The following is a 24,253-nucleotide window of genomic DNA, read 5'->3' on the forward strand; positions in this document are numbered from 1 at the left end:
TCCCTCTCGGATTATCCGAAAAAATTTTACCACCCGTGTTGTTACAAACATTTAACATTAAAATCCCTAAAGTCTCTTCCGATTAAAGATAATGGAAAGCCCGGCGCCGGGTACAGGGAAGTAAGAATACTCACACGGAGGTGAGTAGGTTATGAGGATCAATCACAACATCAGTGCGTTGAACGCTTGGAGAAACATCGACCAGACTCAATACAGCATGAGTAAGACGCTTGAGAGACTCTCCTCTGGTCTGAGGATCAACAGGGCAGGAGACGACGCAGCGGGACTTGCCATCAGCGAAAAGATGAGAGGCCAGATCAAAGGTCTCAACATGGCGATCAAGAACGCTCAGGATGCCATCTCTCTGATCCAGACAGCAGAAGGAGCTCTCACTGAGGTTCACTCGATCCTTCAGAGAATGAGGGAACTCGCAGTTCAGGCTGCGTCCGATACGAACACGGACGTTGACAGATACCAGATCCAGGCAGAACTGGATCAGCTCAGAGAAGAAATCGACAGAATTGCAAGAACAACAGAGTTCAACACAATGAAACTGCTGGATGGAAAGATCGAGAGCTTCAGACCTCAGGCAGATGTGAAAGTGGTCACAGGTGGTAACTTCAACCTCCAAGCGTCGCAATCTTTGAATGGCCTCTCAATAGGTAACGCTCAAGGTATAATAAGCAGTGCTAAGGCAGTAAATCTTGTTATAAATGGAGTAACACTAGGGGATATAACAATATCAGCTTCGGGCAGTACAGTGAAAATCATTGATAGAGGAGCGACAATAAAAAGTTTTCAAGTAACTAGTGAAGCTATCGCTTCAACGAGTGTAATTACTGTTGGTGGATTGAAATTTGAATTCGTCGTATCTGATGCTTCCTTAGGCACATCTCCAGTACGTGCATACGTTGATTCTGTGAAAATCTCAATTGCCACATCGGTGTCGGTAACCTTCGATGATGTCCACGAAGGATCCTACGTTGTAGAAGTCGGCCAATTTGTGGGTGCTGGAACAAGTTCTCTTGATGTCAGAGTAAACTACTTCAACGAAACAGGACTCGCATCAGCACTGGTTGTCGACTTCTCGCAGGGTAACGCCTTCTACGGAACGGTCAGTGGATCTATAAGCTATGACGGTTCCAAATTTGCATTTGATCTTACCGGTCTCAGAGGAATTGTCTTTACCTGGACCACAGGAGTGTACGATATCAACTCCTTCGGTGGAGCCTTGCCAATGGAAGAAGTGATCGACAGCGGTGTGGTGAGAGCAGAGGAACGTTGGTATCAGGACACTTCACTCGTCTTCCAGATCGGAGCTAACGAAGGACACAACATGATAGCAGGACTCGACGACATGAGATCGTCTGCTCTTGGTCTCACACCCGATTCTCTCAAGGTAACGGATCAAAACAGTGCAGAAAGAGCGATCATGGTCATAGACGCTGCGATACACAAAGTCAGTAGTGCACGAGCACAGCTCGGTGCCGTCCAGAACAGGCTCGAACACACCATCTCCAACCTCGGAGTTGCAGCGGAAAACCTCACAGCGGCCGAATCCAGAATCAGAGACGCAGACATGGCAAAAGAGATGATGGAATTCACCAAACAACAGATCCTGCTTCAGTCCAGTATGGCTATGCTCGCTCAGTCCAACACACTTCCACAGAACGTCCTCCAGCTGATGAGATAAAAATAAACACCGTCAATTCGGGGGCGCAAGCCCCCTTTGTTTTTGTGCAAAAATATATGAGGAAAGAAAGAGCAGGACATAGAAATATACAACCGAGGTGAGAAGATGAGAAAATGTCTGCTTTCTGTAGCCATGATAGTGAAAGACGAAGAACACAACATAAGAAGAGCGCTTGAAAGCATAAAAGACGTCGTAGATGAAATCGTGGTGGTCGACACGGGATCCACAGACAGAACACCAGAGATCGTGAGAGAATACACAGACAAGCTTTACTTCCACGAATGGAAAAACGATTTCTCTGAAGCGAGGAACTTTTCTTTGAAATTTCCCACCTGCGAGTGGATTCTCATTCTGGACGCTGACGAAGAGGTCTCTGAAGAGTTCAGAAAGAACATAAGGGACTTTCTGAAAAATCTTCCAGACGATGTGAACACCATCTATCTTCCAACGGTGAGTTATCTGGACTGGGATTTCAAAAAAACAGAAGTGGCCTCCACTCCGAGGATATTCAGAAACGGGACGGTGTACTACAAAAACATCGTTCACAACCAGGCTGTCTACAAGCCGAAAGTGGTTCATGCCCCGTTCAAGATTTATCATTACGGCTACATTTGGACAAGAAAGCTCAAAAAGAAAAAGTATGAACGAACAGGGACATTAATAAGAGAACATCTAAAGAACGTGAAAGATCCTGTAGAAAAAATATACTACCTCGTCCAGCTTTACAAAACAGAGAAAATAGGTGGTCAGAAACACGAGGAGAACAAAATCGCTTGGGAAACTCTGCAGGAAATAATGAAGGTTGGAAAAATACCTCCAATAGGTCTGGAGTTTTTTTATATATTCGGAATGGAACTGATTTTGAACGGGTTCCTTGAAAAAGGAGAAGAATTCATAGACTCCGCTATTAAGGCTTTCCCAGAAAATCCAGATCCATATTTCGCAAAGCTTGTAATTTACGAACGAAAAAAAGACTGGGAGAATCTTTATCAGTGGGGGAAAAAGTTTTTCGAAGTTTTAGAGAGGGCCCTATCTCAAGCAGAAAAATATGATTTTACAATCATGACTATCAAAGAAACAGGAATGGCTCATCTTCTCATGTGTCATGCTTGTATAAAACTTAAAAAATGGGATGAAGCCTACGCGAATCTTTTGAAAGCGATTGAAAACGGCGTAGATAAATCCAAAATTGCTCTCACGCTTCGGATTATATCAGAAATAGACAACAGAGAAGATTTCCAGAAAGCACTCACGTTAATTGAGAAAATAGCAGAACACTCTGAAAGCTTGTTTTTCGATGAAATAGTTGAGAAAATAGTGGAATTCGAGATTGAAGCATCCGAAAAGCTTTTGAACAAACTCCCTGTTTCAAGGAGAATCTCCAAATTCATTTTGAAGAGATTAGTAGAAAAGAAGGATTTCCTGTTCGAATACCTGACAGACGGTGACATTAACTCCTTCGTGGGAAAAACAGGTATCCCCGGACTTCTTTTCATCTTCGATCTTTTGAGAGAGAAAGAAACAGAAGGAAGACTCATCAGAGTTCTCTCAAAGATCGAAGGTGATGAAAAACTTAACGGCATTATCCAGGCTCTCATCGGCGATCTGTATCTGAAACTTGGGAATTTCTCGGAAGCCATCTCAAGGTACAGAAAAACACTGGAACTGGCTCCGGAGATAGCAAGCTTCATAAAACCTGTGATAGAAGATCTGAAAACAAGACTCGACCCGGATATAGAAGGAGTCTACGAGGAATTGTACAGATACTTCTCCGGCTACAGAGAGTTTCCGTTCAACATCCTCGAATTCGCAAAAGAAGACGCGGAAAAACTGTATCTCATCTCCGATCACCCACTCGCCATCTACACCTCAGCAGTGGCTGTGTTCCAAAAAAGCAAAGAAAAAGCAAGAACGCTTCTTGAAAGAATAAAAGACATCTCAAAACTTCCATTCTACTATTACCGTCTCGCAAAAACCTGGGAAGAAGAGAATCCATTGAAAGCCTTCGAACTTAACATAAAAGCAGTGGAAGAAAACGAAAATCTGGGAGACATAGCACTTGGAAGATACAAATACAACGGGCTTTATCCGAATCAGACATTTCCGTTCATGAAAAAAGAGGATGAAATCATCTGGGTGGGAAACATAACAGAGAGATTCTCTGGTTTTGGTGCGATTCACCCTGTCAGAGCGTGGAAGAGAAAAGAAAACTTCTACTACGCGCTTCCATATCCATCAGATGAAGCCTTGAAGCTTTACAAAGAAAGAGAAAAGGAAATCATGAAAGAACCTCCATTCAAAGTGAAAGAAGAGCACATGATAGGGGTTCTCCTGGAAAGCGATATAAGAGACCTGAGAATCAAAGGGGAAGCTTCTGGTCTTGAATCCATTCTGAAAGATCTGGAAATAGAACTGAAAGAAGACTCCAAAAACCTCCTTGTTGTTTCTGGTGTTGAAGAGACTCTCGATCTGAGTAAAATTGCTGAAGATGCTGAAAGGGTTCTTCTTTTCTTCTTCGTTCCTGATCTGAGAGATAGAAATAACTCTGTTTGGTATTATCCTGCTTTTAGAGTATTGAGAACCACCCATCAAATGAAGAAAACTCTGGAAGATTTGAGATTCTCCGTTGTTAAAGTGAGAGCAGTTGATAAAAACCTCAGGTTCATTGAAGCCTTCAGGAGGGTCTGATTATGGACATCTTTGAAGAGATAAGAAAAAGGATAGAACAAAAAGAATTCTCGAAAGCAAAAGAACTGATTGAAAAGATAGAAGATGAAGTGGAAAGATACAACTCACTCGGAATCATACACTACTACGAAGGCAAAATCAACGAAGCACTCGAGTTCTTCAAGAAAGCCCTCGACACCAATCCAGTTCACGATGATGTTCTTTTCAACTACTCAAAGGTACTCTTTGAAAAGGAAGAGTACTTCGAATCCTGGAGGTATCTGACAAGGATCAACAGCAAAACGTGGGAAGTCTACGACATGCTTGGAGACACACAGTTGAAGCAAAACAATCCAGCGATGGCTCTTCATTACTATAAGAAGGCAATGGAACTTTCCAATATACCGGAAATGAAAGAGAAATATCAGATATTGAGAGACCAGTTCAAAAAAGACATAAAGCTTGCCATATTTTGCCTTCCTGGTCTGGACAACTTCATAAAAGACATAGCTCAGATTTTGTCGAACATCTACGATGTGAAACTCGTAGTTACAACAGATGGCAGGCAGATTAAGGAAGCGTACGATTGGGCAGATATCGTCTGGCTCGAATGGGCGAACGAAATGGCAGTGGAGATAACGAATAAACTGCCGAAGGATGAGAAAAAGATCATATGTAGATTGCACAGATATGAAGCCTTTACTCCGTTTGTGCAGAAGATCAATTGGAATAACATTGATAAGCTTATTCTTGTAGCCGATCATATGAAAGAAGTCCTCGAAAAATACCAATCAAATATTTATAAACTCATAGAAGATAGAATTGAAGTTGTTCCTAACGGTTTGGATCTTAACAGGTTTCAATTCAGAGTACGACGTCCCGGTTTTAATATTGCTGTTGTTGCTCATATAAATCATCGCAAGGAACCCGCTATGTGGCTTCAGGTTATAGGTATGCTAAAAAAAGTAGATGAAAAATACACTTTACACATAGCTGGAGATTTCCAAGATCCAACATATGCACACTATTTCTACTATTTTATCAAAAACGCAGGCCTTGAAAAGAACGTAAAACTCTACGGCTGGGTCGAGGACGTGAACGCTTTTCTTGAAGATAAAAATTATCTGCTTTCAACGAGTATTCATGAAAGCTTCGGGTACAACATTGCTGAAGCGATGGCAAAAGGGATAAAACCTATTATACATAACTACGCTGGGGCAAAAACGCAGTGGCCTGAAAAACTAGTTTATAACTTTATCTTTGAGATTCCAAACTTGCTTTCAGAAGAATACAACAGCTTGTCTTACAGGACGTATATTGAAGACTCTTGGGCCATGGAACGACAGATTCTCAATATCTCGCAACTTCTGAAAAATAAAGGGGGATGAACCATGTCTAATAAAAAAAATTCTCTTGTTGATTTTCTGAAAGGTAATTTGTTTTCAAACAACTTAGAGATAACTGTACAATCAATGCCTTATATATTGAGAATAGAATTAATCGAGAAATTGTGTGAAGAAAAAAAGGTTGTCCATATTGGTTTCGCTGATCATAAAGATTTAATTGTTAAGAAAATACAAAACAACATCTGGCTTCATGGTAGAATTCTTAAGAAGGCCCAAAAGTGCGTAGGTATCGACATTGATAGAGAGATGGTAGAGTTTATTCGAAAAGAATTTTCTATAGAAAATTTGTATTGTTTAGATGTGGAAAAGGACGAACTACCACCAGAGATAAAAGCAGAAAAATGGGATTATATTCTCATTCCGGAGGTACTTGAACATGTAGATAATCCTGTTAATTTCTTAAAAAATATTAAAGCAAAATTTGCTTCCATTTCAGATAGAATCATAGTTACTGTTCCAAATGCATTCAAACTTGAGAATTTCCTCAGCGCCATGAAAGACAAAGAAGTTATCAATAGTGATCACAGATATTGGTTCACAGTCTACACAATTTCTAAAGTACTAACCGTTGCTGGTATAAGTGTTGAAAATTTCTTTTTGGTTGATAGTTACTATAATCCAATCTATTACGAAATAAAACAAAAATCTCCTTTGTTCAGAGAAAACATAGTTGTCATTGGAAAATTTACTTAGGAGGTGTCCTGCATGTCCAAAATCTGGACTGAAAAGATCTTCGACGATCCGGAAATCTTCATTTTGAGAGTAGACGACGATCAGATAAAGTACTTCGAGGCTGTTTGGGAAATAACTGAAGGGATCAGCTACAACGCGTACCTTGTGAAGCTGAATGATGCCAACGTTCTGATAGACGGCTGGAAGAAGAACTACGCGAAAGAGTTCATCGACATTCTGTCCAAGATCGTCGATCCTAAGGAGATCACCCACATCGTTGTGAACCACACCGAGCCTGATCACAGCGGAACACTTCCTGCAACACTCGAAGCGATCGGACACGATGTGGAAATAATTGCTTCGAATTTTGGAAAAAGACTCCTTGAAGGATTCTACGGTATAAAAGACGTGACAGTTGTGAAGGATGGAGAAGAAAAGGAAATCGGAGGGAAAAAATTCAAATTCGTCATGACTCCCTGGCTTCACTGGCCCGACACGATGGTGACGTATCTTGATGGAATTCTTTTCGGCTGTGATGTGGGCGGTGGATACCTGCTCCCAGAGATCCTGGACGACTCAAACGAGAGCGTTGTGGAAAGATACCTTCCCCACGTCACAAAGTACATCGTCACAGTGATAGGACATTACAAGAATTACATCCTCGAAGGTGCAGAAAAGCTCTCCAGTCTGGAGATAAAGGCGCTCCTTCCAGGGCACGGACTGATTTGGAAGAAAGATCCTCAGAGACTTTTGAATCACTACGTGAGTGTTGCAAAGGGAGATCCGAAAAAAGGAAAGGTCACGGTGATCTACGATTCCATGTACGGCTTCGTCGAGAACGTGATGAAGAAGGCGATCGACTCTCTCAAGGAGAAAGGTTTCACACCGGTTGTGTACAAATTCTCCGACGAAGAGAGACCCGCGATCAGCGAGATCCTGAAAGACATCCCGGACAGTGAAGCACTGATCTTCGGTGTTTCCACCTACGAAGCAGAGATACATCCACTCATGAGATTCACCCTTCTCGAGATAATAGATAAAGCGAACTACGAAAAACCCGTCCTCGTCTTTGGAGTGCACGGCTGGGCTCCATCCATCGAGAGAACAGCAGGAGAGCTTCTGAAAGAAACGAAGTTCAGAATTCTCTCCTTCACGGAGATAAAAGGTTCAAACATGGATGAGAGAAAGATCGAAGAGGCGATATCTCTCCTCAAAAAAGAACTGGAGTGATGAACTGTGAAAGTAGTGATCGTTGGAAACGGTCCCGGCGGGGTTGAACTCGCAAAACAGCTCTCAGAAGAACACGAGGTCACCATCGTGGAAAGAGAAACGGTGCCCTACTACACGAAACCCATGCTCAGCCATTACGTCGCGGGACTGGCGGAAGAAAAAAGTCTCTTTCCCTATCCGATCGACTGGTACGAAAAAAAGGGTATAAGACTCCTTCTTGGTACAAATGCAAAAAGGATAGACTCGGAAAAGAAAATTCTCGAAACAGACAGAGGAACCCTTGAATATGACGTTCTCGTTCTCGCAACGGGTGCAAAGCCGAGAACACTCAAAATACCCGGCTGGGAGAGAATGTACACTCTGAGGACGATAGAGGATGCGAAGAGATTGAAAGAGGCGGTGGAAAGAGAAAAGGATCTTCTCATCATCGGCGGAGGGTTCATCGGCCTTGAAATCGCAGGGAATCTGTCGAAACAGGGTATCAAAGTGAAAGTGGTTGAGAAAATGACCCGTCTCATGGGACTGGACGAAGAACTGACAGAGAGAATAAAAAAAGAGCTCGAAAAACACAAAGTGGAGTTTTACCTTGGCAGGGACGTGGAGAGAATAGAAAACGATGTTCTCGTCACAGACAAAGAAGAGATACCGGCGAAGGTGATTCTCTGCTCCATAGGAATAGTCTCGGAGGTGTCACTCGCAAAAGAGAGCGGGCTTGATGTGAACAGAGGCATCTTGGTGGACAAAAAGTTCAGGACATCAAAACCTGATATATACGCCATCGGAGACTGTGCGGAATACGAAGGCATCATCTGCGGAACGGCGAAAGCCGCCATGGCACACGCGAGAGTTCTGGCAAACACGTTGAAGGGCATACCCGACGAGTACGACTTTCGTTTCAGATCCTCTTATTTCAAGTTCGGAGACTTTCCCATAGCCATAGTTGGAGAACTCACAGACAGAGGAGAGTGGATCGACAGCGAGACAAAGGCTTTCTACAGAGATGAAAAGATCGTCGGTGTGGTCGTTCTCTCCGACGTGAGAAAAGCCAGGGAGTGGGAGGAAAGACTAAGAAGCACGCGATGAGGCTTTTCGACAGAATAGCGGAAAGGTACGATTTTTTGAACAGGATTATCTCTTTTGGTATGGATACAAAATGGAGAAAACGGGTAGTGGAACTCATCCTTGAGGTGAATCCAGAAAAGGTCCTCGATCTTGCCACAGGAACCGGAGATGTAGCCAGACTCCTGAAAAGAAAAGCACCGCATCTCGAAATCACAGGCCTGGATTCTTCATCGAAGATGCTGGAAATAGCAGAAAAGAGATTGAAAGATGGAGAGTTCATCGTAGGAGACGCTCACAATCTTCCTTTCTACGATAGAAGTTTCGATGCCATCACCGTGGCTTTCGGCTTCAGAAATTTCTCAGACAGAAGAAGAGTCCTGAGAGAGTGCAGAAGAGTTCTCAAAAGAAAGGGAAGGTTGGTGATCCTTGAACTCCTTCCACCTAACACCAAAAGATTCACGGGAAAGATCTACTCTTTTTATTTGAAGACCTGGGTTCCATTCGTTGGGGGTCTTCTCAGCGGGGATTTTCACGCCTACAGGTATCTCTCCACCTCCGTTCTCAATTTTCTGAGACCCGATCAAATAGTGGAGATGATGAAAGAGGAAGGCTTCAAGGCGAGTTTTGAACCTCTTTTCTTCTCTGTAGCGGGAATTTTCATTGGCGATTTGATCTTGTGAGACGTTTGGGATCACCTGCGAAAGCTGATAGAATTTTCTCGGATAATTAATTCGTCTCAGAAACGAATTTAACATAAGGGGGCAGAATCATGAAGATCTCCATCATCGGAGCAGGAAGCGTGAGGTTCGCACTTCAGCTTGTGGGAGATATCGCTCAGACCGAAGAGCTCTCAAAAGGAGACACCCATGTCTACCTCATGGACGTTCACGAAAAAAGACTGAATGCATCTTACACTCTCGCGAAAAAGTACGTGGAAGAGCTGAACTCTCCTGTGAAGATCGTAAAAACATCCAGTCTGGATGAAGCCATAGATGGAGCAGACTTCATCATAAACACCGCCTATCCTTACGATCCGAGGTACCACGACAGCGGCTCTCAGAGATGGGACGAGGTCACAGATGTCGGTGAAAGACACGGCTACTACAGAGGCATCGACAGTCAGGAACTGAACATGGTTTCCACCTACACCTACGTTCTTTCTTCTTATCCCGACATGAAGCTCGCCCTCGAAATCGCAGAGAAGATGAAGAAGATGGCACCCAGAGCGTACTTGATGCAGACGGCAAATCCCGTCTTCGAGATCACACAGGCGGTGAGAAGGTGGACCGGTGCGAACATAGTGGGGTTCTGCCACGGAGTTGCCGGGGTCTACGAAGTCTTCGAAAGACTCGGTCTCGATCCGAAGGAAGTGGACTGGCAGGTGGCAGGTGTGAACCACGGTATCTGGTTGAACAGGTTCAGATACAGAGGAGAAGATGCCTATCCTCTCCTTGATGAGTGGATAGAGAAAGAGCTACCAAAGTGGGAGCCGAAGAATCCGTGGGACACACAGATGTCTCCTGCCGCGATGGACATGTACAGATTCTACGGTATGCTTCCGATAGGTGACACCGTGAGGAACGGTACCTGGAAATACCATTACAACCTGGAGACGAAGAAGAAGTGGTTTGGAAAGTTCGGTGGCATAGACAACGAAGTGGAAAGGCCAAAATTCCACGAACAGCTCAGAAGAGCAAGAGAGCGCCTCATAAAACTCGCAGAAGAGGTCCATCCAGGCATGAAACTCACAGAAGAACATCCCGAGATCTTCCCGAAAGGGAAACTCAGTGGAGAACAGCACATTCCTTTCATAAACGCGATAGCGAACAACAAACGTGTGAGACTCTTCCTGAACGTAGAGAACCAGGGAACGCTCAAGGACTTTCCCGATGACCTCGTGATGGAACTTCCCGTCTGGGTGGACTGCTGTGGAATCCACAGAGAGAAAGTGGAACCCGATCTCACCCACCGGATAAAGATCTTCTATCTGTGGCCCAGGATTCTGAGAATGGAGTGGAACTTAGAAGCATACATCTCGAGGGACAGAAAGGTGCTCGAAGAGATTCTCATCAGAGACCCAAGGACAAAATCCTACGAGCAGATCGTGCAAGTGCTCGATGAGATCTTCAACCTGCCGTTCAACGAAGAGTTGAGGAGATACTACAAAGAGAAACTCTGAAAGAACAAAGCCCCCTGATCGGGGGCTTTTCTTCTGGCTGGGGCGGGTGGATTCGAACCACCGATCGCGGATCCAAAGTCCGCCGCCTTACCGCTTGGCCACGCCCCAACCCTTTCCATGCTATAATTTTACCACTGTAGGAAAGCTCCTTCAAGGGAGGAAAACGGCATGCGAAAGATCACACTTCGTTCAAAACTGGACGGGAGAGAGATCGTTCTCGAGGAAAATCAAAATCTCTTCGATATAGCCAGAGAGTACCAGAAGTACTACAGGTACAAAATACTGGCTGCGAGGGTGAACAACAGGATAATAGAACTCTTCAGAACACCCGATAGAAGCGGAGAACTCGAATTTTTAGACCTCACAGATCCCGACGGACTCAGAATATACCAGAGAGGACTCGTCTTCCTCGCGAGTCTCGCCGTGAGAAAACTGAATTCGGAATGGCGATTGAAGGTCCTTCACTCACTCGGGAAGGGGATATACTGCGAAATCTATAAGGGAAATGAATTAATCGTTCCCGATCAGAATCAGGTGTTCGCCATAAAAGATAAGATGAGAGAACTCGTCGAGAAAGATCTGCCTATTGAGAAGAGAACGTTCTACAAAGACGAAGCAAGGGAGATATTAATGAAGGAAGGACTTGTGAAAACGGTCAACCTCTTCAAGTACAGAAAGAAGAGAACCGTGAAGCTTTACCACTGCGATGGTTTTTGGGCGTACTTCTACGGATATCTTCCACCGAGCACCGGCAGGATTGACGTTTTCGATGTTCAGCCCTACAATCAGGGGCTCGTTCTTGTCCATCCGGATCCAAAAACAAGAGAGCTTCCCGTCATCCACATGCCCAAACTCTCCCAGGTGTTCCTCGAATACGCCCGATGGCTGAACGTTCTGGAACTCGAGTACGTATCCGATCTCAACGATATCATAGCCCGTGGGGAAAGGCACGTGGCTGACCTTATGCTTCTTTCCGAAGCACTTCATGAAAAGAAGATCTCAGACATAGCGGATGAAATCGCAAAAGACAAAAGAAAACGGCTCATTCTGATTGCGGGTCCTTCCTCTTCGGGAAAGACCACCTTCGCCAAGAGACTCTCACTCCAGCTCAGAGTGAACGGTCTAAAACCGGTTGCCATTTCCCTCGACGACTACTTTGTGGACAGAGAAAAAACACCGCGTGATGAAAACGGAAACTACGATTTCGACTCGATAGAGGCCCTCGACATAGAACTCTTCAACAGGAACCTTCAGGATCTTTTGGCTGGAAAAGAGGTGGTCCTGCCGAAGTTCAACTTCAAGACCGGAAAGAGAATGAGAGGTCCCACGCTCAAATTGGAGAAGGACAACATCATCATCGTCGAAGGAATACACGGTCTGAACGAACGTCTGACGGCCTCAATACCGAAAGAGCAAAAGTTCAAGATATACGTGAGTGCATTGACTCAGCTGAACATAGACGATCACAACAGAGTCACAACAACGGACACGCGGCTCATCAGAAGAATCGTGAGGGACTACAAGTTCCGGGGACACACCGCGTACGATACATTGAAGATGTGGCCAAACGTCAGAAAGGGTGAAGAAAGAAACATCTTCCCGTTCCAGGAAGAGGCCGATGTGATGTTCAACTCGGCCCTGGTTTACGAAATACCAGTGCTCAGGATATTCGCTGAACCGCTTCTCGTTCAAGTTCCGGAAGATGTTCCAGAGTACTCGGAAGCGCTGAGACTTCTGAAACTTCTGGACTTCTTCCTTCCGATCACGAACATAGAAGATATTCCCGATAAATCGATCCTCAGAGAGTTCATAGGAAGGAGTATCTTCAAATATTGATGAGAAGGTTGATACTGCTCTTTGCTATCTTTTCTGTGACTTTGCTTGCGGAGACAATCACACTCGATGCGACTCTTTTGAATTTCGATGATCTGCTGCAGCTTCTGGAGATCCACTCCAGGGTGTTTGACGTCACCCCACCTTCCACTGGGACTGTGGGAAGTATGAGGTACCTCGAGTACAACGGGCACGTTCTTGCAAACGTTGAAGACCTCTACATACTCGACAACAGCAAACTGCCGTCTCCTGGGGTTCCGGTGGAAACCCTGAAACTCTTCGGAGTGGATTACATTCAAACCGGCGATGGTGTGGAGATCATAACGTGTCGTGTGAACTCGATCGAAGAGATGGGAAGGACCATAGTTGTGTACTTCGAAGGTGAGAAGAACTTCGACGTTGAACAAACTCAGGACTCTGTGAGAATCATTGCAAAAGATTGGCTCTTGTTCAGAGGAGTCGTTAAGATGCCCGAGGAAGTTCTCTACGAGAAAGAGAACGTCAGAATCGAAAGAACGGCCGAGAGTGATGGCCAGTTCAGGATTCTGTTGTCCGCCGAATCGGTAGGAAAATACGTTGTGAAACCCTTCGGTGAAAGGGTCGATCCGTACGAGAAGGATGTCGTTTTTCTCGTGGGTTACGGTGATGGAAGAATAATCGTGAGGAGCTTTTCGAAAGACCTGAACGGGCTGGATCTTCCCGCATATTCAGAATCTTTGAAGCTTGCGAGGAAGATGGCAAATGAGCTGGGCTACAAACTCGAAGAATGTCCTGTGTACGATATACCCGTTGGTGTTATCGGGATGATCGTACTTTTGAAGGGAAAAGACGAAATGCCCGTATTTCTGAATACCGTTGAGAGGTTGATGGCGGAATGAGGAAAAGCGTCTTTGTTCTTGTTTTTTTGATGGCATCCGTTCTTTTCTCCGTTGAACTGAAGATCTGTTATCTGAACGAAGATCTCCTTCCCATTGTGAAAGTTACGGAGGGAAGGGACAATCCTGTTCTCGAAATCTTCGAAGCACTTTCTTCTCCACCCGAGGGATTGAAAACCTTCGTTCCAGAAGGTGTTCTGAGAGCGTACTTCTTTGTAGGTGACTACCTCATTCTCGATTTTTATGGAGAGAAATTGAAGGGAATGAACTTTGATTCGGAGAGGTACTTCCTCCATCAGGTGCTCTACACGACCTTTCTGAACGTAAAGGGTGTGAACAACGTGTACATCATAATAGATGGAAAGAAACGAGATGTTCTCGCGAAGCACGTGGACATCAGATTCAGCTTTCCAAGAGAGGTGTGGGAAAAGTGGCCGATACGCTGAAGCCTGGAGACAGAGTACTGCTTTCTTTCGAAGATGAGAGCGAATTTCTGGTCGATCTCGAAAAAGATAAAAAGCTTCACACTCATCTCGGTATCATCGATTTGAACGAAGTGTTCGAGAAAGGTCCTGGAGAAATCATACGAACGTCCGCAGGAAAGAAGGGGTACATTTTGATACCCAGCCTGATCGACGAGATCATGAACATGAAAAGAAGGACCCAGATAGTCTATCCAAAGGATTCATCTTTCATCGCGATGATGCTCGATGTGAAAGAGGGAGACAGGATCATCGACACAGGTGTGGGAAGCGGTGCCATGTGCGCTGTGCTCGCGCGGGCCGTTGGAAGTTCGGGGAAAGTCTTCGCCTACGAGAGAAGAGAAGAGTTCGCAAAGCTCGCCGAAAGTAATCTAACGAAGTGGGGGTTGATAGAAAGAGTTACAATAAAGGTGAGGGACATCTCCGAAGGCTTCGATGAAAAAGATGTGGACGCTCTGTTCCTGGATGTTCCAGATCCTTGGAACTACATCGATAAGTGCTGGGAAGCTCTGAAAGGCGGTGGTAGGTTCGCAACCGTATGTCCAACGACAAACCAAGTCCAGGAAACCCTGAAAAAACTCCAGGAGCTTCCGTTCATAAGGATAGAAGTGTGGGAAAGTCTTTTCAGACCGTACAAACCAGTTCCGGAAAGACTGAGACCGGTGGATAGAATGGTTGCCCATACTGCGTACATGATATTCGCCACCAAAGTGTGCAGAAGGGAGGAAACAGAATGAGACTGAACCAGATTTCAAAGTTTGCTATCGTCAGTGTAGTAGTACTCGTTCTTGCGCTTCTTCTCGGGGGTTCTGCTAAAACGAATCTCACCGTAGAAGAAGTGAACAAGGCATTGGAGCCGTTCTTTGATTCGCTTTCTTACATCCTGAACTATTACTACGAAGCGGACAAGCTTGACATCAACAAGCTCATAGACCACGCGATAGACGGCCTTGTGAAGGGAACGGGAGACGATTTTTCCTACTACCAGGACCCAGAAACCTACCGTGAAAACCAGATAGAAATGAAGGGAGAGTACGGTGGGCTTGGAATAGAAGTGACCTACGATGCGGAACATGGCGCTATAAAGGTAGTGGCTCCTATGTATGGCACTCCCGCCTGGAGGGCTGGACTCAAAGCGGGTGATCTCATCATAACCATAGACGGCACACCCGTGTCCAAGATGACCTACATGGAAGCCGTGAACAACCTGAGAGGAGAACCCGGAACCTCTGTCACGATCGAGGTTCTCAGAGACGGTGAAAAACTCACCTTCACCATCGTGAGGGAGAAGATCGAGATAAAGATGGTGCTTTACTCCTTCATAGAAACGGAAAAAGGAAGTATCGGGTACGTCAGGATCACACGCTTCGGAGAAAAAGCAGATTCCGACATGAAAAACGCTCTGGACAAGATCTTCGAAAAGGGTGTGAAGGGATTGATAATCGATGTGAGGGACAACCCCGGTGGATACCTCGATGTCGCTCTCAAGATCGTCAGCATGTTCGTCGACAAAGGTGTGATTCTGAAGGTCAGAAACGGATTCGGAGAAGAAGACGTCTACGAATCCTATGGAAACAGCTATCCGAACGTACCGATAGTACTTCTGGTGAACGAAGGATCGGCCTCGGCATCCGAGATACTGACGGGAGCGCTCAAAGACCTCGGCATTGCAACCATTGTTGGGAGAAAAACCTTCGGTAAGGGCTCAGTACAGACGGGCTTCCCACTGAGCAATGGTGGGGTTCTCTTTCTCACAACGGCTCACTACCTGACACCATCTGGAAAGGACATTCACAAGATCGGAATAGAGCCCGATGTCCTGGTAGAAGAAAGCGTTGAGGAGGAACTCCATGCAGAAACCAGAGAACAGATAGAAGTAGATCCAGAAAAGGATCCATTCGTGAAAAAAGGTCTTGAGGTGCTGCTCGAGAAGATAAAATGACGAGAAACGGATTTCTCTTCATCCTGTTTGTGGTAACTCTGGCTTTACTGATTGTGGACGTATCTTTCAAGAACGAAAGGAAGAGAATCGAGAGACTTCCTTCCTTTGATGTTGTCGTTGAAACACCCTTCAAAGAAACCGTTGAAGAGATGAAGATAGAACTCAACCGATCGATCCTGGTGAGCGAGGTTTTGAAGGAAGTGGAGAAAGCCGAGTACTATCCGGAGTGGAAGGCTTTTGTTTTCAGGAGCAGAGCAGACTTTGAAAAGGCGATCAACGTGGTGAAAAGAGAGACGGGTGAGAGACTGTCCATCAAGACCACAGAAGATGGTGTAGAATACTTCTTTTCCAGCGGGATGTACTTCATTTTGAAGGTGAAATGATGCTGAACCTGATAAATCTGGACGATTCAGGGAAGAAGTACTCTTTTCTGGTGCCGATCCTGGTGTTCTTTGTGAACGCTGTTGGTTTCTGGAACGATATAGCGATGGTGTACAACTCGCTCAGGATTCTCCTGAAGATTTTCGAGGATTTCTTTTTGTTTTTTCTCTATTCTCTCTCGATATCCGGGCTCTACAAAACGATAACGAACAGAGCACCAGCAGAGATGATGTGGGCACTTTCTCCATACGTTTTCTTACCCCTTCTTTCTGCGTTTCTGGATGTTCGAATTTCTCTTTTGATTCTCTTTTTCGCTTCTTTGTTCCTTTTTAGGAAGCTGGAGCTGAAAAATTTGATTCTTATTTCACTTGTGAGAGCATCTGCGCTTTGCCTTTTCATATGGAAGATCTCCTCATGGATGAGGTGAGGGAAGATGAACATAGCGATGTTCAGCGATACCTACGCTCCTCAAATAAACGGCGTGGCAACGTCGATAAGGGTGTACAAAAAGAAACTGACGGAACGTGGTCACAAGGTTGTGGTGGTGGCTCCTTCCGCCCCCGAGGAAGAAAAGGATGTATTCGTTGTGAGGAGCATTCCCTTTCCCTTCGAGCCGCAACACAGAATCTCCATCGCTTCTACAAAAAATATTCTGGAGTTCATGAGAGAAAACAACGTCCAGATAATACACAGCCACTCTCCCTTTTTCATAGGGTTTAAAGCGTTGAGGGTTCAGGAGGAAATGGGATTGCCACACGTTCACACGTATCACACACTACTGCCCGAATACAGACACTACATCCCAAAACCCTTCACTCCTCCCAAAAGATTGGTGGAACACTTCAGCGCGTGGTTCTGCAATATGACAAACGTGGTGATCGCTCCCACAGAAGACATAAAAAGAGAACTCGAAAGCTACGGCGTGAAAAGACCCATTGAAGTGTTACCCACCGGTATAGAAGTGGAGAAATTCGAAGTAGAAGCACCTGAAGAATTGAAAAGAAAATGGAATCCTGAGGGAAAGAAAGTGGTTCTCTACGCCGGAAGAATAGCTAAAGAGAAGAATCTGGATTTTCTTCTGAGAGTTTTCGAGAGTTTGAACGCACCGGGCATCGCCTTCATTATGGTAGGAGACGGTCCTGAAAGAGAGGAAGTGGAGGAATTCGCGAAGGAGAAAGGACTCGATTTGAAGATCACAGGATTCGTACCTCACGACGAAATTCCCCTCTATTACAAACTCGGAGATGTCTTTGTTTTTGCTTCGAAAACGGAAACGCAGGGACTGGTGCTCCTGGAGGCCTTGGCTTCTGGTCTTCCCGTGGTGGTTCTGAAGTGGAAAGGGGTTAAAGATGTTTTGAAAAATTGCGAAGCAGCGGTTCTCATAGAAGAAGAAAATGAAAGACTCTTCGCCGAAGAGATAAAACACATTCTGGAAAACGATCGACTCAGAGAAGAGCTCTCAACAAAGGGGAGAGAATTCGTCAGAAAGGAATGGTCCGTTGATCGATTCGTTCAAAGGCTTGAAGAGATATACACGAGAGCAATAGAAGAAGGTCCTGTTGAAATAAACACATCTCTCATGATAAAGGAATTCGTCAAGTTCGAAAAATTGAAAGAGTTCTTCTCAAAGATCGAAGACAGAATCTGGAGGTGATCTTCTTGTTTCCATTTCATCTGTTTCTCGGGCACGTTGTAGCAGACCACGGTTTCACGAACAACGCAAAGATAAGAGAGTACAGGGGCTGGAAGCTGATCGGGCACATGATCTGGTCGGTCTTTGCCATCCTTGCATTCACATTCGACGTCATCTTTCAGTCCACCACTGGTGTGGTTGTCTTCTTGGTCTCTGTGGTGGTGCATCTCACGGGAGATCTCCTGAGAGTCTATCTTCACCGGAAGGGAAAGAAGCGTTTGATAGATCTTCTGGAAGTCGCCCTTCTTGTGATTTTTCTCGTACTGAACGTTACGGTGAAAGATCTCTTCAAAGGATCGTACCTGACAGCGGAGTTCGTTTTCTATCTGCTTGGAATGAACGCGGTATCCGTTGCCGTGACGTACGTCTTCAGGAACTTCGTCCCGGGAGATCCAAAGATATCCGATATCGAAGGAATTTCTGAAAGACTGGCCTTCTTTGTGTTCCTCCTTGCTGGGAAAGATCTCTTCGCTTTCCTTTCCCTCGCCCTTGGTTTTCTATACCGGATTTGGAAGTTCAAAAAGCCCGATGTGAGGTGGTGGATGAGTCCAGTTTTTGGAGTTTTGATCTCCGTTCTCTGGAACTGGATGATGTACGGGAGGATCTTCTGATGACTTACGCGGTGGGGGACATTCATGGGTGCTTTTACGCTCTGAAGAGTCTTTTGGAAAAACTTCCACTCTCTGAAGAAGACGAGCTGATCTTCATGGGGGACTACGTTGACAGGGGACCGAATTCTCGTGAAGTGATCGAATTCTTGATAGAGCTTTCGAAACACCACAGGTGTGTTTTTTTGAGAGGAAATCACGAAGAAATGCTTCTGAACTGTGTGAAGAACGGCTCTGATTGTGATCTGTGGTTTTTCAACGGTGCGAGAAGCACGGTGGAAAGCTTTGGAGGAGTCGAAGAGATCAGGAAATTTCTTCCTTTTTTTCGAAAACACCGTATACCACTATGAAAAGGAAAACTACGTTTTCGTTCATGGAGGAGTGAGACCGGGGGTCTCCCTCGAGGATCAGGATCCTTTCGATCTTGTCTGGATAAGGGACGAGTTCATCTACAGTGAAAATCCTCTTCCAGGAAAGATCGTGGTGTTCGGACACACTCCCTTTGAAGAGCCGTTTGTTTCTCGCGATAAAATTGGAATCGATACGGGATGTGTCTACGGAGGAAGACTCACCGCTCTTAGGGTTGAAGATAGAAAATTCTTTCAGGTAGAATGTGCAAACAGGAGATGGTAGAGTGAAAGCGGTCTACCCAGGATCTTTCGATCCCATCACTCTCGGGCATGTGGACATCATCAAAAGAGCGCTTTCTATCTTTGACGAGCTTGTGGTCCTCGTCACGGAGAATCCGAGAAAAAAGTGTATGTTCACCCTGGAGGAAAGGAAAAAGCTGATAGAAGAAGTTCTCAGCGACCTGGACGGAGTGAAGGTGGATGTTCATCATGGCTTACTCGTGGATTATTTGAAAAAACATGGTATAAAAGTCCTGGTGAGAGGACTCAGGGCTGTGACCGACTACGAGTACGAGTTGCAGATGGCGCTTGCAAACAAAAAATTGTACAGCGATCTGGAAACGGTGTTTCTGATAGCAAGCGAAAAATTTTCTTTCATATCCTCCAGTCTTGTGAAAGAAGTGGCCTTGTACGGCGGTGATGTGACCGAATGGGTTCCACCCGAGGTGGCCAGAGCCCTGAACGAAAAGTTGAAGGAGGGAAAGCGATGAAGATAAAGGTGAAGCTTCCAGATGGAAAAGAAAAAGAGTACGACAGAGGCATCACACCGGCGGAGATCGCAAAAGAACTGGGCGTAAAAAAGGCGATCGGAGCGGTTGTTAACGGTGAACTCTGGGACCTGAAAAGACCCATCGAAAATGACTGCGAACTGCGACTTGTAACTCTGGAGGATCCCGAGGCACCCGAGTTCTACAGACACACCATGGCACACATCCTCGCACAGGCTGTGATGAGAATTTATGGAAAAGAAAACGTAAAGCTGGGAATCGGCCCCACTATAGAGAACGGTTTTTACTACGACTTCGACATAAAGAACGGAAGACTCACAGAGGAAGATCTTCCAAAGATAGAACAGGAGATGAAGAAGATAATAAAGGAAAATCTTCCTATAGAAAGAAAGGAGATCAGCAAAGAAGAGGCAAGAAAGCTTTTCAACAATCAGCCTTACAAACTCGAGCTCATAGAGGAGATCGAAGGTGACAGAGTAACGATCTACCGTCAGGGAGAGTTCGTGGATCTCTGCAGAGGCCCACATCTTCCTTCGACGGGAATAGTGAAGCACTTCAAACTCCTCTCTGTTTCAGGTGCGTACTGGCGAGGTAGTGAGAAGAATCCCATGCTCACAAGAGTTTACGGAACGGCCTTCGCTAAAAAGGAAGACCTCGACAATTACTTGAAGTTCCTTGAAGAAGCGCAGCGGAGGGACCACAGAAAATTGGGACCTCACCTCGAACTTTTCATGTTGAACACTGAATACGCTCCCGGTATGCCGTTTTTCCTTCCAAAGGGAGTCGTCGTGCTCAACGAATTGATGAAATTTTCCAGAGAACTCCATCGTGAGAGAGGATACCAGGAGATCTTCACACCGCTCATAATGAACGAGCAGCTCTGGAAGATCTCCGGTCACTGGGATCACTACGCTGAGAACATGTACTTCATAGAGAAAGACGAGGAAAGGTACGCGGTGAAACCCATGAACTGTCCCGGTCACATTCTCGTGTACAAGAGCAGAACTGTTTCCTACAGGGACCTACCGCTGAGATTCTTCGAGTTTGGCCGGGTTCATAGATACGAAAGGAGCGGAGTTCTCCACGGTCTCATGAGGGTGAGATCCTTCACACAGGACGATGCACACATATTCTGCACTCCCGGTCAGATCGAAGAAGAGATACTCGGCGTTCTCGATCTCATAAACACCATCTACAGCCAATTCGGCTTCACCTACAGAGTGGAACTCAGCACGATGCCCGAAGATCACATGGGTGACGAAGCGATTTGGGAGAAGGCAACAACTGCCTTGAAGAATGCCTTAGAAAGGGCCGGTCTTTCGTACAAAGTGAACGAGGGTGAAGGCGCTTTCTACGGTCCGAAAATAGACTTCCACATAAGAGATTCGATAGGAAGAGAGTGGCAGTGCGCCACGATTCAGCTGGATTTCATGATGCCAGAGAAGTTCAACGTCACTTACATAGGCCCAGACAACAAAGAGCACAGAGCCGTGATGATACACAGGGCGATATACGGTTCGCTCGAAAGGTTCTTTGGCATCCTGATAGAACACTTCGCTGGAGCGTTTCCAACCTGGCTGGCACCGATCCAGGTGGCAGTTATTCCCATATCAGAAAAACACAACGACGGTGCGGAAAAGATTGCAAAAAGGATCTCTCAGGAAGGGTTCAGGGTCTTCTTCGATAACCGCCGTGAAACTCTTGGATACCGTATCAGACAGGCTCAAACCCAGAAAATACCGTACATGATAATATTAGGCGACAAAGAGCTGGAGAGCGGAAAGATCTCCGTGAGAACAAGAACAGGAAAAGAGATAAAAGACGTGGACCTGGAACACTTTGTTGAAACCCTGAGAAACGAAGTTTTGAGCAGAAAGCTCGAACTTTTGATGGAGGGATGAGCGTGAAGTGTTTCTTTGAGAGTGAAGAATTCGAGAAAGCTGTTGAAAAAATAGATCGACTCTACGAAAAGGTTGATTCAATGGAGGAGGCAGAAATAGCTTTTTTGAAAGAAAAAAAGCCTTTTCAGGGAGTAGCTGTGGTAAAAGAAGAAACGTACACCGTTTACAAAGCTGGAAAGAAACTTGTAGAATTCGAAGATCCGGAAAAAGCCACATCGATGGCGTATGCTCTCGCAGGAGAGAAGTTGCTCTCTGGAAACTGGGTGAGAAGGATGGTCAGCGGTCTCCTTCAGGCGATGATAGTTCTCATGGAGATAGAAGACGAAAACGGCTGGAGTCACTCTCAGAGAGTTGCAAGACTCGCAGAACGTGTGGGAAAGAAACTGGGCTTATCGGAAGAGAAACTCTCTCTGTTGAGAGAATACGCCATGTTACACGATGTGGGAAAGATCGGAATAGAGCAACTCATGCTTTACACTCCAACCCGGATTAGAATTTTCGAGCAATATCCCCAAGATCACACCATCATGGGGTCTGTTTTTCTCGCGTCTTTAGAGGTTTTGTGGGATGTCGTTCCGATAGTGAGACACCACCACGAAAACTGGGACGGCACAGGGTACCCTGATGGGCTCAAAGGTGAAGAGATCCCACTTGAAGCGCGAATAATAAGCGTGTGTGATTACTACGACGTTCTCACCAATTTTGTTTCGTCGGAATGGGAAGGGAGAACCAAAACACACGAAGAGGCACTGGAAATCATAAAGAAAGAGGCTGGGAAAAAATTCGATCCAAAAGTGGTTGAAGCTTTTCTTGAAATCTTCTCAGACGAGGCTGTCGAGTAAGACACCAACGAGGAGTTCTGGTGCTCTGAGACTCGCTTTGAGGATGTTGAGGGCGAGTTTCAATCTTTCCAGATCTTCTTTGAGTCTTTCTCTTTCGAGCGGATCTGTTTCTGTTTTCAGTCGTCTTTCAAGCTCGAGTATTTTTCTTTCGATCTCCTGCTGTTTGTTTTGAAGTTCCGATCCGAGGGAGTGAGTTCTTTCGCTGCTTTTAGTTCCTGGTGTATAGATGAAAACCTGGGTTCTTCCCGCAACGGCCGCAAGGAATGAACCTCTCTTTCTGAGATCGAGTGCTATGTTGCTGTAGATGATCGTCCCGCCCTCTCTGAGGGCTTCTTTTTTGAAGTAGATCAAGTTGGATATTTCCTGAGAAAGGACTCTTATTATACTGCGGCTCGCGGGTGCGGAATGTGGAATACCGGGTTCTCCAGGATCGAGTTTGTATCCAAGAACGGGGTTTGAGATCATGAATCTCCCCCCTGAATTTTCCCGAGGACATTCGTGATAGATGCCTTCACTTCGACGTTCTTCCCTGAGAAATCCATTATGATCTTCGGAAGCTCTGCTTTCCTGTGGAAGCCGTGCTTCTTTCTGAGGCCGATCTTTTCGAGAACGGGTCTCCAGCTACCACAGTTCACGTACAGCTTTTTACCCTGAGTCGTTGGAACTATTCGGTAAGTGAAGTGATGAACATGCCCCATCACAAGTATATCAACTTCTTCTACTTCATGTAAATCTCCGGGGTAACCCGTCATGAACTCCTTCCAGCGAAGGTTTCCCTTCAATATGGATTTCGCCCATCTCTGAAGATAGTCAACTCTTCTCAATTTTCTGAGTGTGTATATGCTCCTTACGAGTACTTTACCCAGCTCCACACCGCCGAACCTGTTCACAAACACCCTGGAAAGCCAGTGCGTTCTCGGAAAATTGTTTCTCATCCATTTCCTGGCTTCTTTCGTTTTCAACATACTGAGGAAACTTTTCAGCCACAGTTCAACCAGATCAACGCTGAGATCGTAGATTTCCGTCACGTAGTCGAACCAGTGAAAGACGTCGAGCAGAGGCCTCACGTTGTCGTAATCTCGAATGACATCCTCAGGAGCGAAGTTAACCACCTGACTGTCGAAATTTATCATCATGTATCTGGCTATGTAGTCTCCAAGAGGCGGTATTACCTTTTTGGTTTTCCTGTCCACGGTGAAGCGGTTTATAACATCGAACTGGTTTCCATGGAGCACAAGGAGTTTGCTGTGAGGATCGTAGTAGTACGGAAGTATCTCGAACTTTTCAAAGCGATTCTTCAAGGCATTCTGAAGTTTTTTGTTTTTGAGAATATGGTAATCGTGGTTTCCCACCACGTAATATACTCTGTGTCGTCTGGAAAACTTCTTGAGAGTCTCAAAGACTTCGGAGTGTTTTTTCTCGATTTCGTCGATCACCGTCTCATCGAGTGTTTCTACAACCTCCTCGAAAGAGACAAGCCCAATTTCTTTCACCGTGCGACTTTCGAGTATTTCAAATCCATCACCAACGACGAAGAGTTCAACATCTTCAGTTTGAGACATGTCTTCGATGAAATTCACAAGCTCCTTATCGAAAAAAAAGTCGTCTTTCGCAGAACCGTCTCCTATGTGAAGATCGCTGATGAACAC

General features: G+C 45.4%; 22 protein-coding genes, 1 tRNA gene and 1 pseudogene. 21 read left to right on the top strand and 3 right to left on the bottom strand.

The annotated features are described in order from the left end of the window. Positions 1 to 151 precede the first annotated feature (151 nt). The 8 genes from TRQ2_RS00855 to aglA all read left to right on the top strand — a co-directional run bounded on the left by TRQ2_RS00855 (position 152) and on the right by aglA (position 10,909). Positions 152 to 1,693, top strand: a complete 1,542-nt coding sequence (locus TRQ2_RS00855) for a flagellin (protein WP_012310360.1) — start codon at positions 152 to 154, stop codon at positions 1,691 to 1,693. Positions 1,694 to 1,798: 105 nt separating this feature from the next. Beyond that, positions 1,799 to 4,381, top strand: coding sequence for a TPR domain-containing glycosyltransferase (locus TRQ2_RS00860; protein WP_012310361.1), 2,583 nt, complete (start codon positions 1,799 to 1,801; stop codon positions 4,379 to 4,381). Positions 4,382 to 4,383: 2 nt separating this feature from the next. Continuing rightward, entirely contained in the window at positions 4,384 to 5,748 is a 1,365-nt protein-coding gene (locus TRQ2_RS00865) for a glycosyltransferase (protein ID WP_012310362.1), read from the top strand. 3 nt (positions 5,749 to 5,751) lie between these two features. After that, positions 5,752 to 6,459 carry a class I SAM-dependent methyltransferase gene (locus TRQ2_RS09930; protein WP_012310363.1) on the top strand — a complete coding sequence of 236 codons (708 nt, stop codon included), beginning with the start codon at positions 5,752 to 5,754 and terminating at the stop codon, positions 6,457 to 6,459. Between the two features lie 12 nt (positions 6,460 to 6,471). Beyond that, the gene (locus TRQ2_RS00875) at positions 6,472 to 7,668 is read left to right on the top strand and encodes an FprA family A-type flavoprotein (RefSeq protein ID WP_012310364.1); all 1,197 of its coding nucleotides are present in this window, start codon (positions 6,472 to 6,474) and stop codon (positions 7,666 to 7,668) included. A 6-nt stretch (positions 7,669 to 7,674) separates the two neighbouring features. Continuing rightward, entirely contained in the window at positions 7,675 to 8,751 is a 1,077-nt protein-coding gene (locus TRQ2_RS00880; RefSeq protein ID WP_012310365.1) for an NAD(P)/FAD-dependent oxidoreductase, read from the top strand. Next, complete coding sequence (gene ubiE / locus TRQ2_RS00885) at positions 8,748 to 9,410, top strand: bifunctional demethylmenaquinone methyltransferase/2-methoxy-6-polyprenyl-1,4-benzoquinol methylase UbiE (protein WP_012310366.1); 663 nt, start codon at positions 8,748 to 8,750, stop codon at positions 9,408 to 9,410. The genes TRQ2_RS00880 and ubiE overlap by 4 nt, the downstream gene beginning before the upstream one ends. 89 nt (positions 9,411 to 9,499) lie before the next feature. Continuing rightward, positions 9,500 to 10,909, top strand: a complete 1,410-nt coding sequence (aglA, locus tag TRQ2_RS00890; RefSeq protein WP_012310367.1) for an alpha-glucosidase AglA — start codon at positions 9,500 to 9,502, stop codon at positions 10,907 to 10,909. Between the two features lie 34 nt (positions 10,910 to 10,943). Here aglA and TRQ2_RS00895 read toward each other — a convergent pair. Further along, positions 10,944 to 11,017 (bottom strand) — tRNA-Gln (locus TRQ2_RS00895). 60 nt (positions 11,018 to 11,077) lie between these two features. Between TRQ2_RS00895 and TRQ2_RS00900 the strand changes: the two genes are divergently transcribed. The 13 genes and pseudogenes from TRQ2_RS00900 to TRQ2_RS00960 all read left to right on the top strand — a co-directional run bounded on the left by TRQ2_RS00900 (position 11,078) and on the right by TRQ2_RS00960 (position 22,604). Then, on the top strand, positions 11,078 to 12,745 hold the full coding sequence (locus tag TRQ2_RS00900) for a nucleoside kinase (RefSeq protein WP_012310368.1): 1,668 nt from the start codon (positions 11,078 to 11,080) through the stop codon (positions 12,743 to 12,745). Further along, positions 12,742 to 13,620: a DUF4941 domain-containing protein gene (locus TRQ2_RS00905; RefSeq protein ID WP_012310369.1), complete on the top strand. Its 879-nt coding sequence runs from the start codon at positions 12,742 to 12,744 to the stop codon at positions 13,618 to 13,620. Before TRQ2_RS00900 ends, TRQ2_RS00905 begins: the two co-directional genes overlap by 4 nt. Continuing rightward, positions 13,617 to 14,063 (top strand): GerMN domain-containing protein, encoded by a 447-nt coding sequence (locus TRQ2_RS00910; protein WP_004080964.1) that lies wholly within the window; start codon positions 13,617 to 13,619, stop codon positions 14,061 to 14,063. The genes TRQ2_RS00905 and TRQ2_RS00910 overlap by 4 nt, the downstream gene beginning before the upstream one ends. Further along, on the top strand, positions 14,048 to 14,836 hold the full coding sequence (locus TRQ2_RS00915) for a tRNA (adenine-N1)-methyltransferase (RefSeq protein WP_012310370.1): 789 nt from the start codon (positions 14,048 to 14,050) through the stop codon (positions 14,834 to 14,836). Before TRQ2_RS00910 ends, TRQ2_RS00915 begins: the two co-directional genes overlap by 16 nt. Further along, entirely contained in the window at positions 14,833 to 16,041 is a 1,209-nt protein-coding gene (locus TRQ2_RS00920; protein WP_012310371.1) for a S41 family peptidase, read from the top strand. Before TRQ2_RS00915 ends, TRQ2_RS00920 begins: the two co-directional genes overlap by 4 nt. Further along, positions 16,038 to 16,424: a hypothetical protein gene (locus TRQ2_RS00925; protein ID WP_004080971.1), complete on the top strand. Its 387-nt coding sequence runs from the start codon at positions 16,038 to 16,040 to the stop codon at positions 16,422 to 16,424. The genes TRQ2_RS00920 and TRQ2_RS00925 overlap by 4 nt, the downstream gene beginning before the upstream one ends. Continuing rightward, complete coding sequence (locus tag TRQ2_RS00930; protein WP_012310372.1) at positions 16,424 to 16,849, top strand: hypothetical protein; 426 nt, start codon at positions 16,424 to 16,426, stop codon at positions 16,847 to 16,849. The genes TRQ2_RS00925 and TRQ2_RS00930 overlap by 1 nt, the downstream gene beginning before the upstream one ends. A 6-nt stretch (positions 16,850 to 16,855) precedes the next feature. Beyond that, positions 16,856 to 18,076, top strand: a complete 1,221-nt coding sequence (locus tag TRQ2_RS00935) for a glycosyltransferase family 4 protein (protein WP_011942868.1) — start codon at positions 16,856 to 16,858, stop codon at positions 18,074 to 18,076. 5 nt (positions 18,077 to 18,081) lie between these two features. Then, positions 18,082 to 18,726: a hypothetical protein gene (locus TRQ2_RS00940; RefSeq protein WP_012310373.1), complete on the top strand. Its 645-nt coding sequence runs from the start codon at positions 18,082 to 18,084 to the stop codon at positions 18,724 to 18,726. Beyond that, a pseudogene (locus tag TRQ2_RS10020) lies at positions 18,726 to 19,356 on the top strand (metallophosphoesterase family protein). Before TRQ2_RS00940 ends, TRQ2_RS10020 begins: the two are co-directional and overlap by 1 nt. 1 nt (position 19,357) lies before the next feature. Next, entirely contained in the window at positions 19,358 to 19,843 is a 486-nt protein-coding gene (gene coaD, locus TRQ2_RS00950; protein ID WP_004080981.1) for a pantetheine-phosphate adenylyltransferase, read from the top strand. Beyond that, positions 19,840 to 21,762, top strand: a complete 1,923-nt coding sequence (thrS, locus tag TRQ2_RS00955; RefSeq protein WP_012310374.1) for a threonine--tRNA ligase — start codon at positions 19,840 to 19,842, stop codon at positions 21,760 to 21,762. Before coaD ends, thrS begins: the two co-directional genes overlap by 4 nt. A 2-nt stretch (positions 21,763 to 21,764) precedes the next feature. Continuing rightward, a complete protein-coding gene (locus TRQ2_RS00960) occupies positions 21,765 to 22,604 on the top strand; it encodes an HD-GYP domain-containing protein (protein ID WP_011942873.1) in 840 nt (279 codons plus the stop codon). Here TRQ2_RS00960 and TRQ2_RS00965 read toward each other — a convergent pair. Together TRQ2_RS00965 and TRQ2_RS00970 are read right to left on the bottom strand one after the other, a co-directional pair. Beyond that, positions 22,584 to 23,069, bottom strand: coding sequence for a hypothetical protein (locus TRQ2_RS00965; protein WP_012310375.1), 486 nt, complete (start codon positions 23,067 to 23,069; stop codon positions 22,584 to 22,586). The genes TRQ2_RS00960 and TRQ2_RS00965 overlap by 21 nt on opposite strands. Next, positions 23,066 to 24,253, bottom strand: coding sequence for a UDP-2,3-diacylglucosamine diphosphatase (locus TRQ2_RS00970; protein ID WP_012310376.1), 1,188 nt, complete (start codon positions 24,251 to 24,253; stop codon positions 23,066 to 23,068). The genes TRQ2_RS00965 and TRQ2_RS00970 overlap by 4 nt, the downstream gene beginning before the upstream one ends.

The organism is Thermotoga sp. RQ2, from assembly GCF_000019625.1.
Classification (GTDB): domain Bacteria; phylum Thermotogota; class Thermotogae; order Thermotogales; family Thermotogaceae; genus Thermotoga; species Thermotoga maritima.

Bases quoted from the DNA above. Each gene is read 5' to 3' on its own strand.
- TRQ2_RS00930 (WP_012310372.1), top strand. From the start codon at position 16,424: ATGCTGAACCTGATAAATCTGGACGATTCAGGGAAGAAGTACTCTTTT.
- TRQ2_RS00935 (WP_011942868.1), top strand. From the start codon at position 16,856: ATGAACATAGCGATGTTCAGCGATACCTACGCTCCTCAAATAAACGGC.
- ubiE (WP_012310366.1), top strand. From the start codon at position 8,748: ATGAGGCTTTTCGACAGAATAGCGGAAAGGTACGATTTTTTGAACAGG.
- TRQ2_RS00910 (WP_004080964.1), top strand. From the start codon at position 13,617: ATGAGGAAAAGCGTCTTTGTTCTTGTTTTTTTGATGGCATCCGTTCTT.
- thrS (WP_012310374.1), top strand. From the start codon at position 19,840: ATGAAGATAAAGGTGAAGCTTCCAGATGGAAAAGAAAAAGAGTACGAC.
- TRQ2_RS00860 (WP_012310361.1), top strand. From the start codon at position 1,799: ATGAGAAAATGTCTGCTTTCTGTAGCCATGATAGTGAAAGACGAAGAA.
- TRQ2_RS00865 (WP_012310362.1), top strand. From the start codon at position 4,384: ATGGACATCTTTGAAGAGATAAGAAAAAGGATAGAACAAAAAGAATTC.
- TRQ2_RS00965 (WP_012310375.1), bottom strand. From the start codon at position 23,069: ATGATCTCAAACCCCGTTCTTGGATACAAACTCGATCCTGGAGAACCC.
- TRQ2_RS09930 (WP_012310363.1), top strand. From the start codon at position 5,752: ATGTCTAATAAAAAAAATTCTCTTGTTGATTTTCTGAAAGGTAATTTG.
- TRQ2_RS00920 (WP_012310371.1), top strand. From the start codon at position 14,833: ATGAGACTGAACCAGATTTCAAAGTTTGCTATCGTCAGTGTAGTAGTA.
- TRQ2_RS00900 (WP_012310368.1), top strand. From the start codon at position 11,078: ATGCGAAAGATCACACTTCGTTCAAAACTGGACGGGAGAGAGATCGTT.
- TRQ2_RS00925 (WP_004080971.1), top strand. From the start codon at position 16,038: ATGACGAGAAACGGATTTCTCTTCATCCTGTTTGTGGTAACTCTGGCT.
- TRQ2_RS00855 (WP_012310360.1), top strand. From the start codon at position 152: ATGAGGATCAATCACAACATCAGTGCGTTGAACGCTTGGAGAAACATC.
- TRQ2_RS00875 (WP_012310364.1), top strand. From the start codon at position 6,472: ATGTCCAAAATCTGGACTGAAAAGATCTTCGACGATCCGGAAATCTTC.
- aglA (WP_012310367.1), top strand. From the start codon at position 9,500: ATGAAGATCTCCATCATCGGAGCAGGAAGCGTGAGGTTCGCACTTCAG.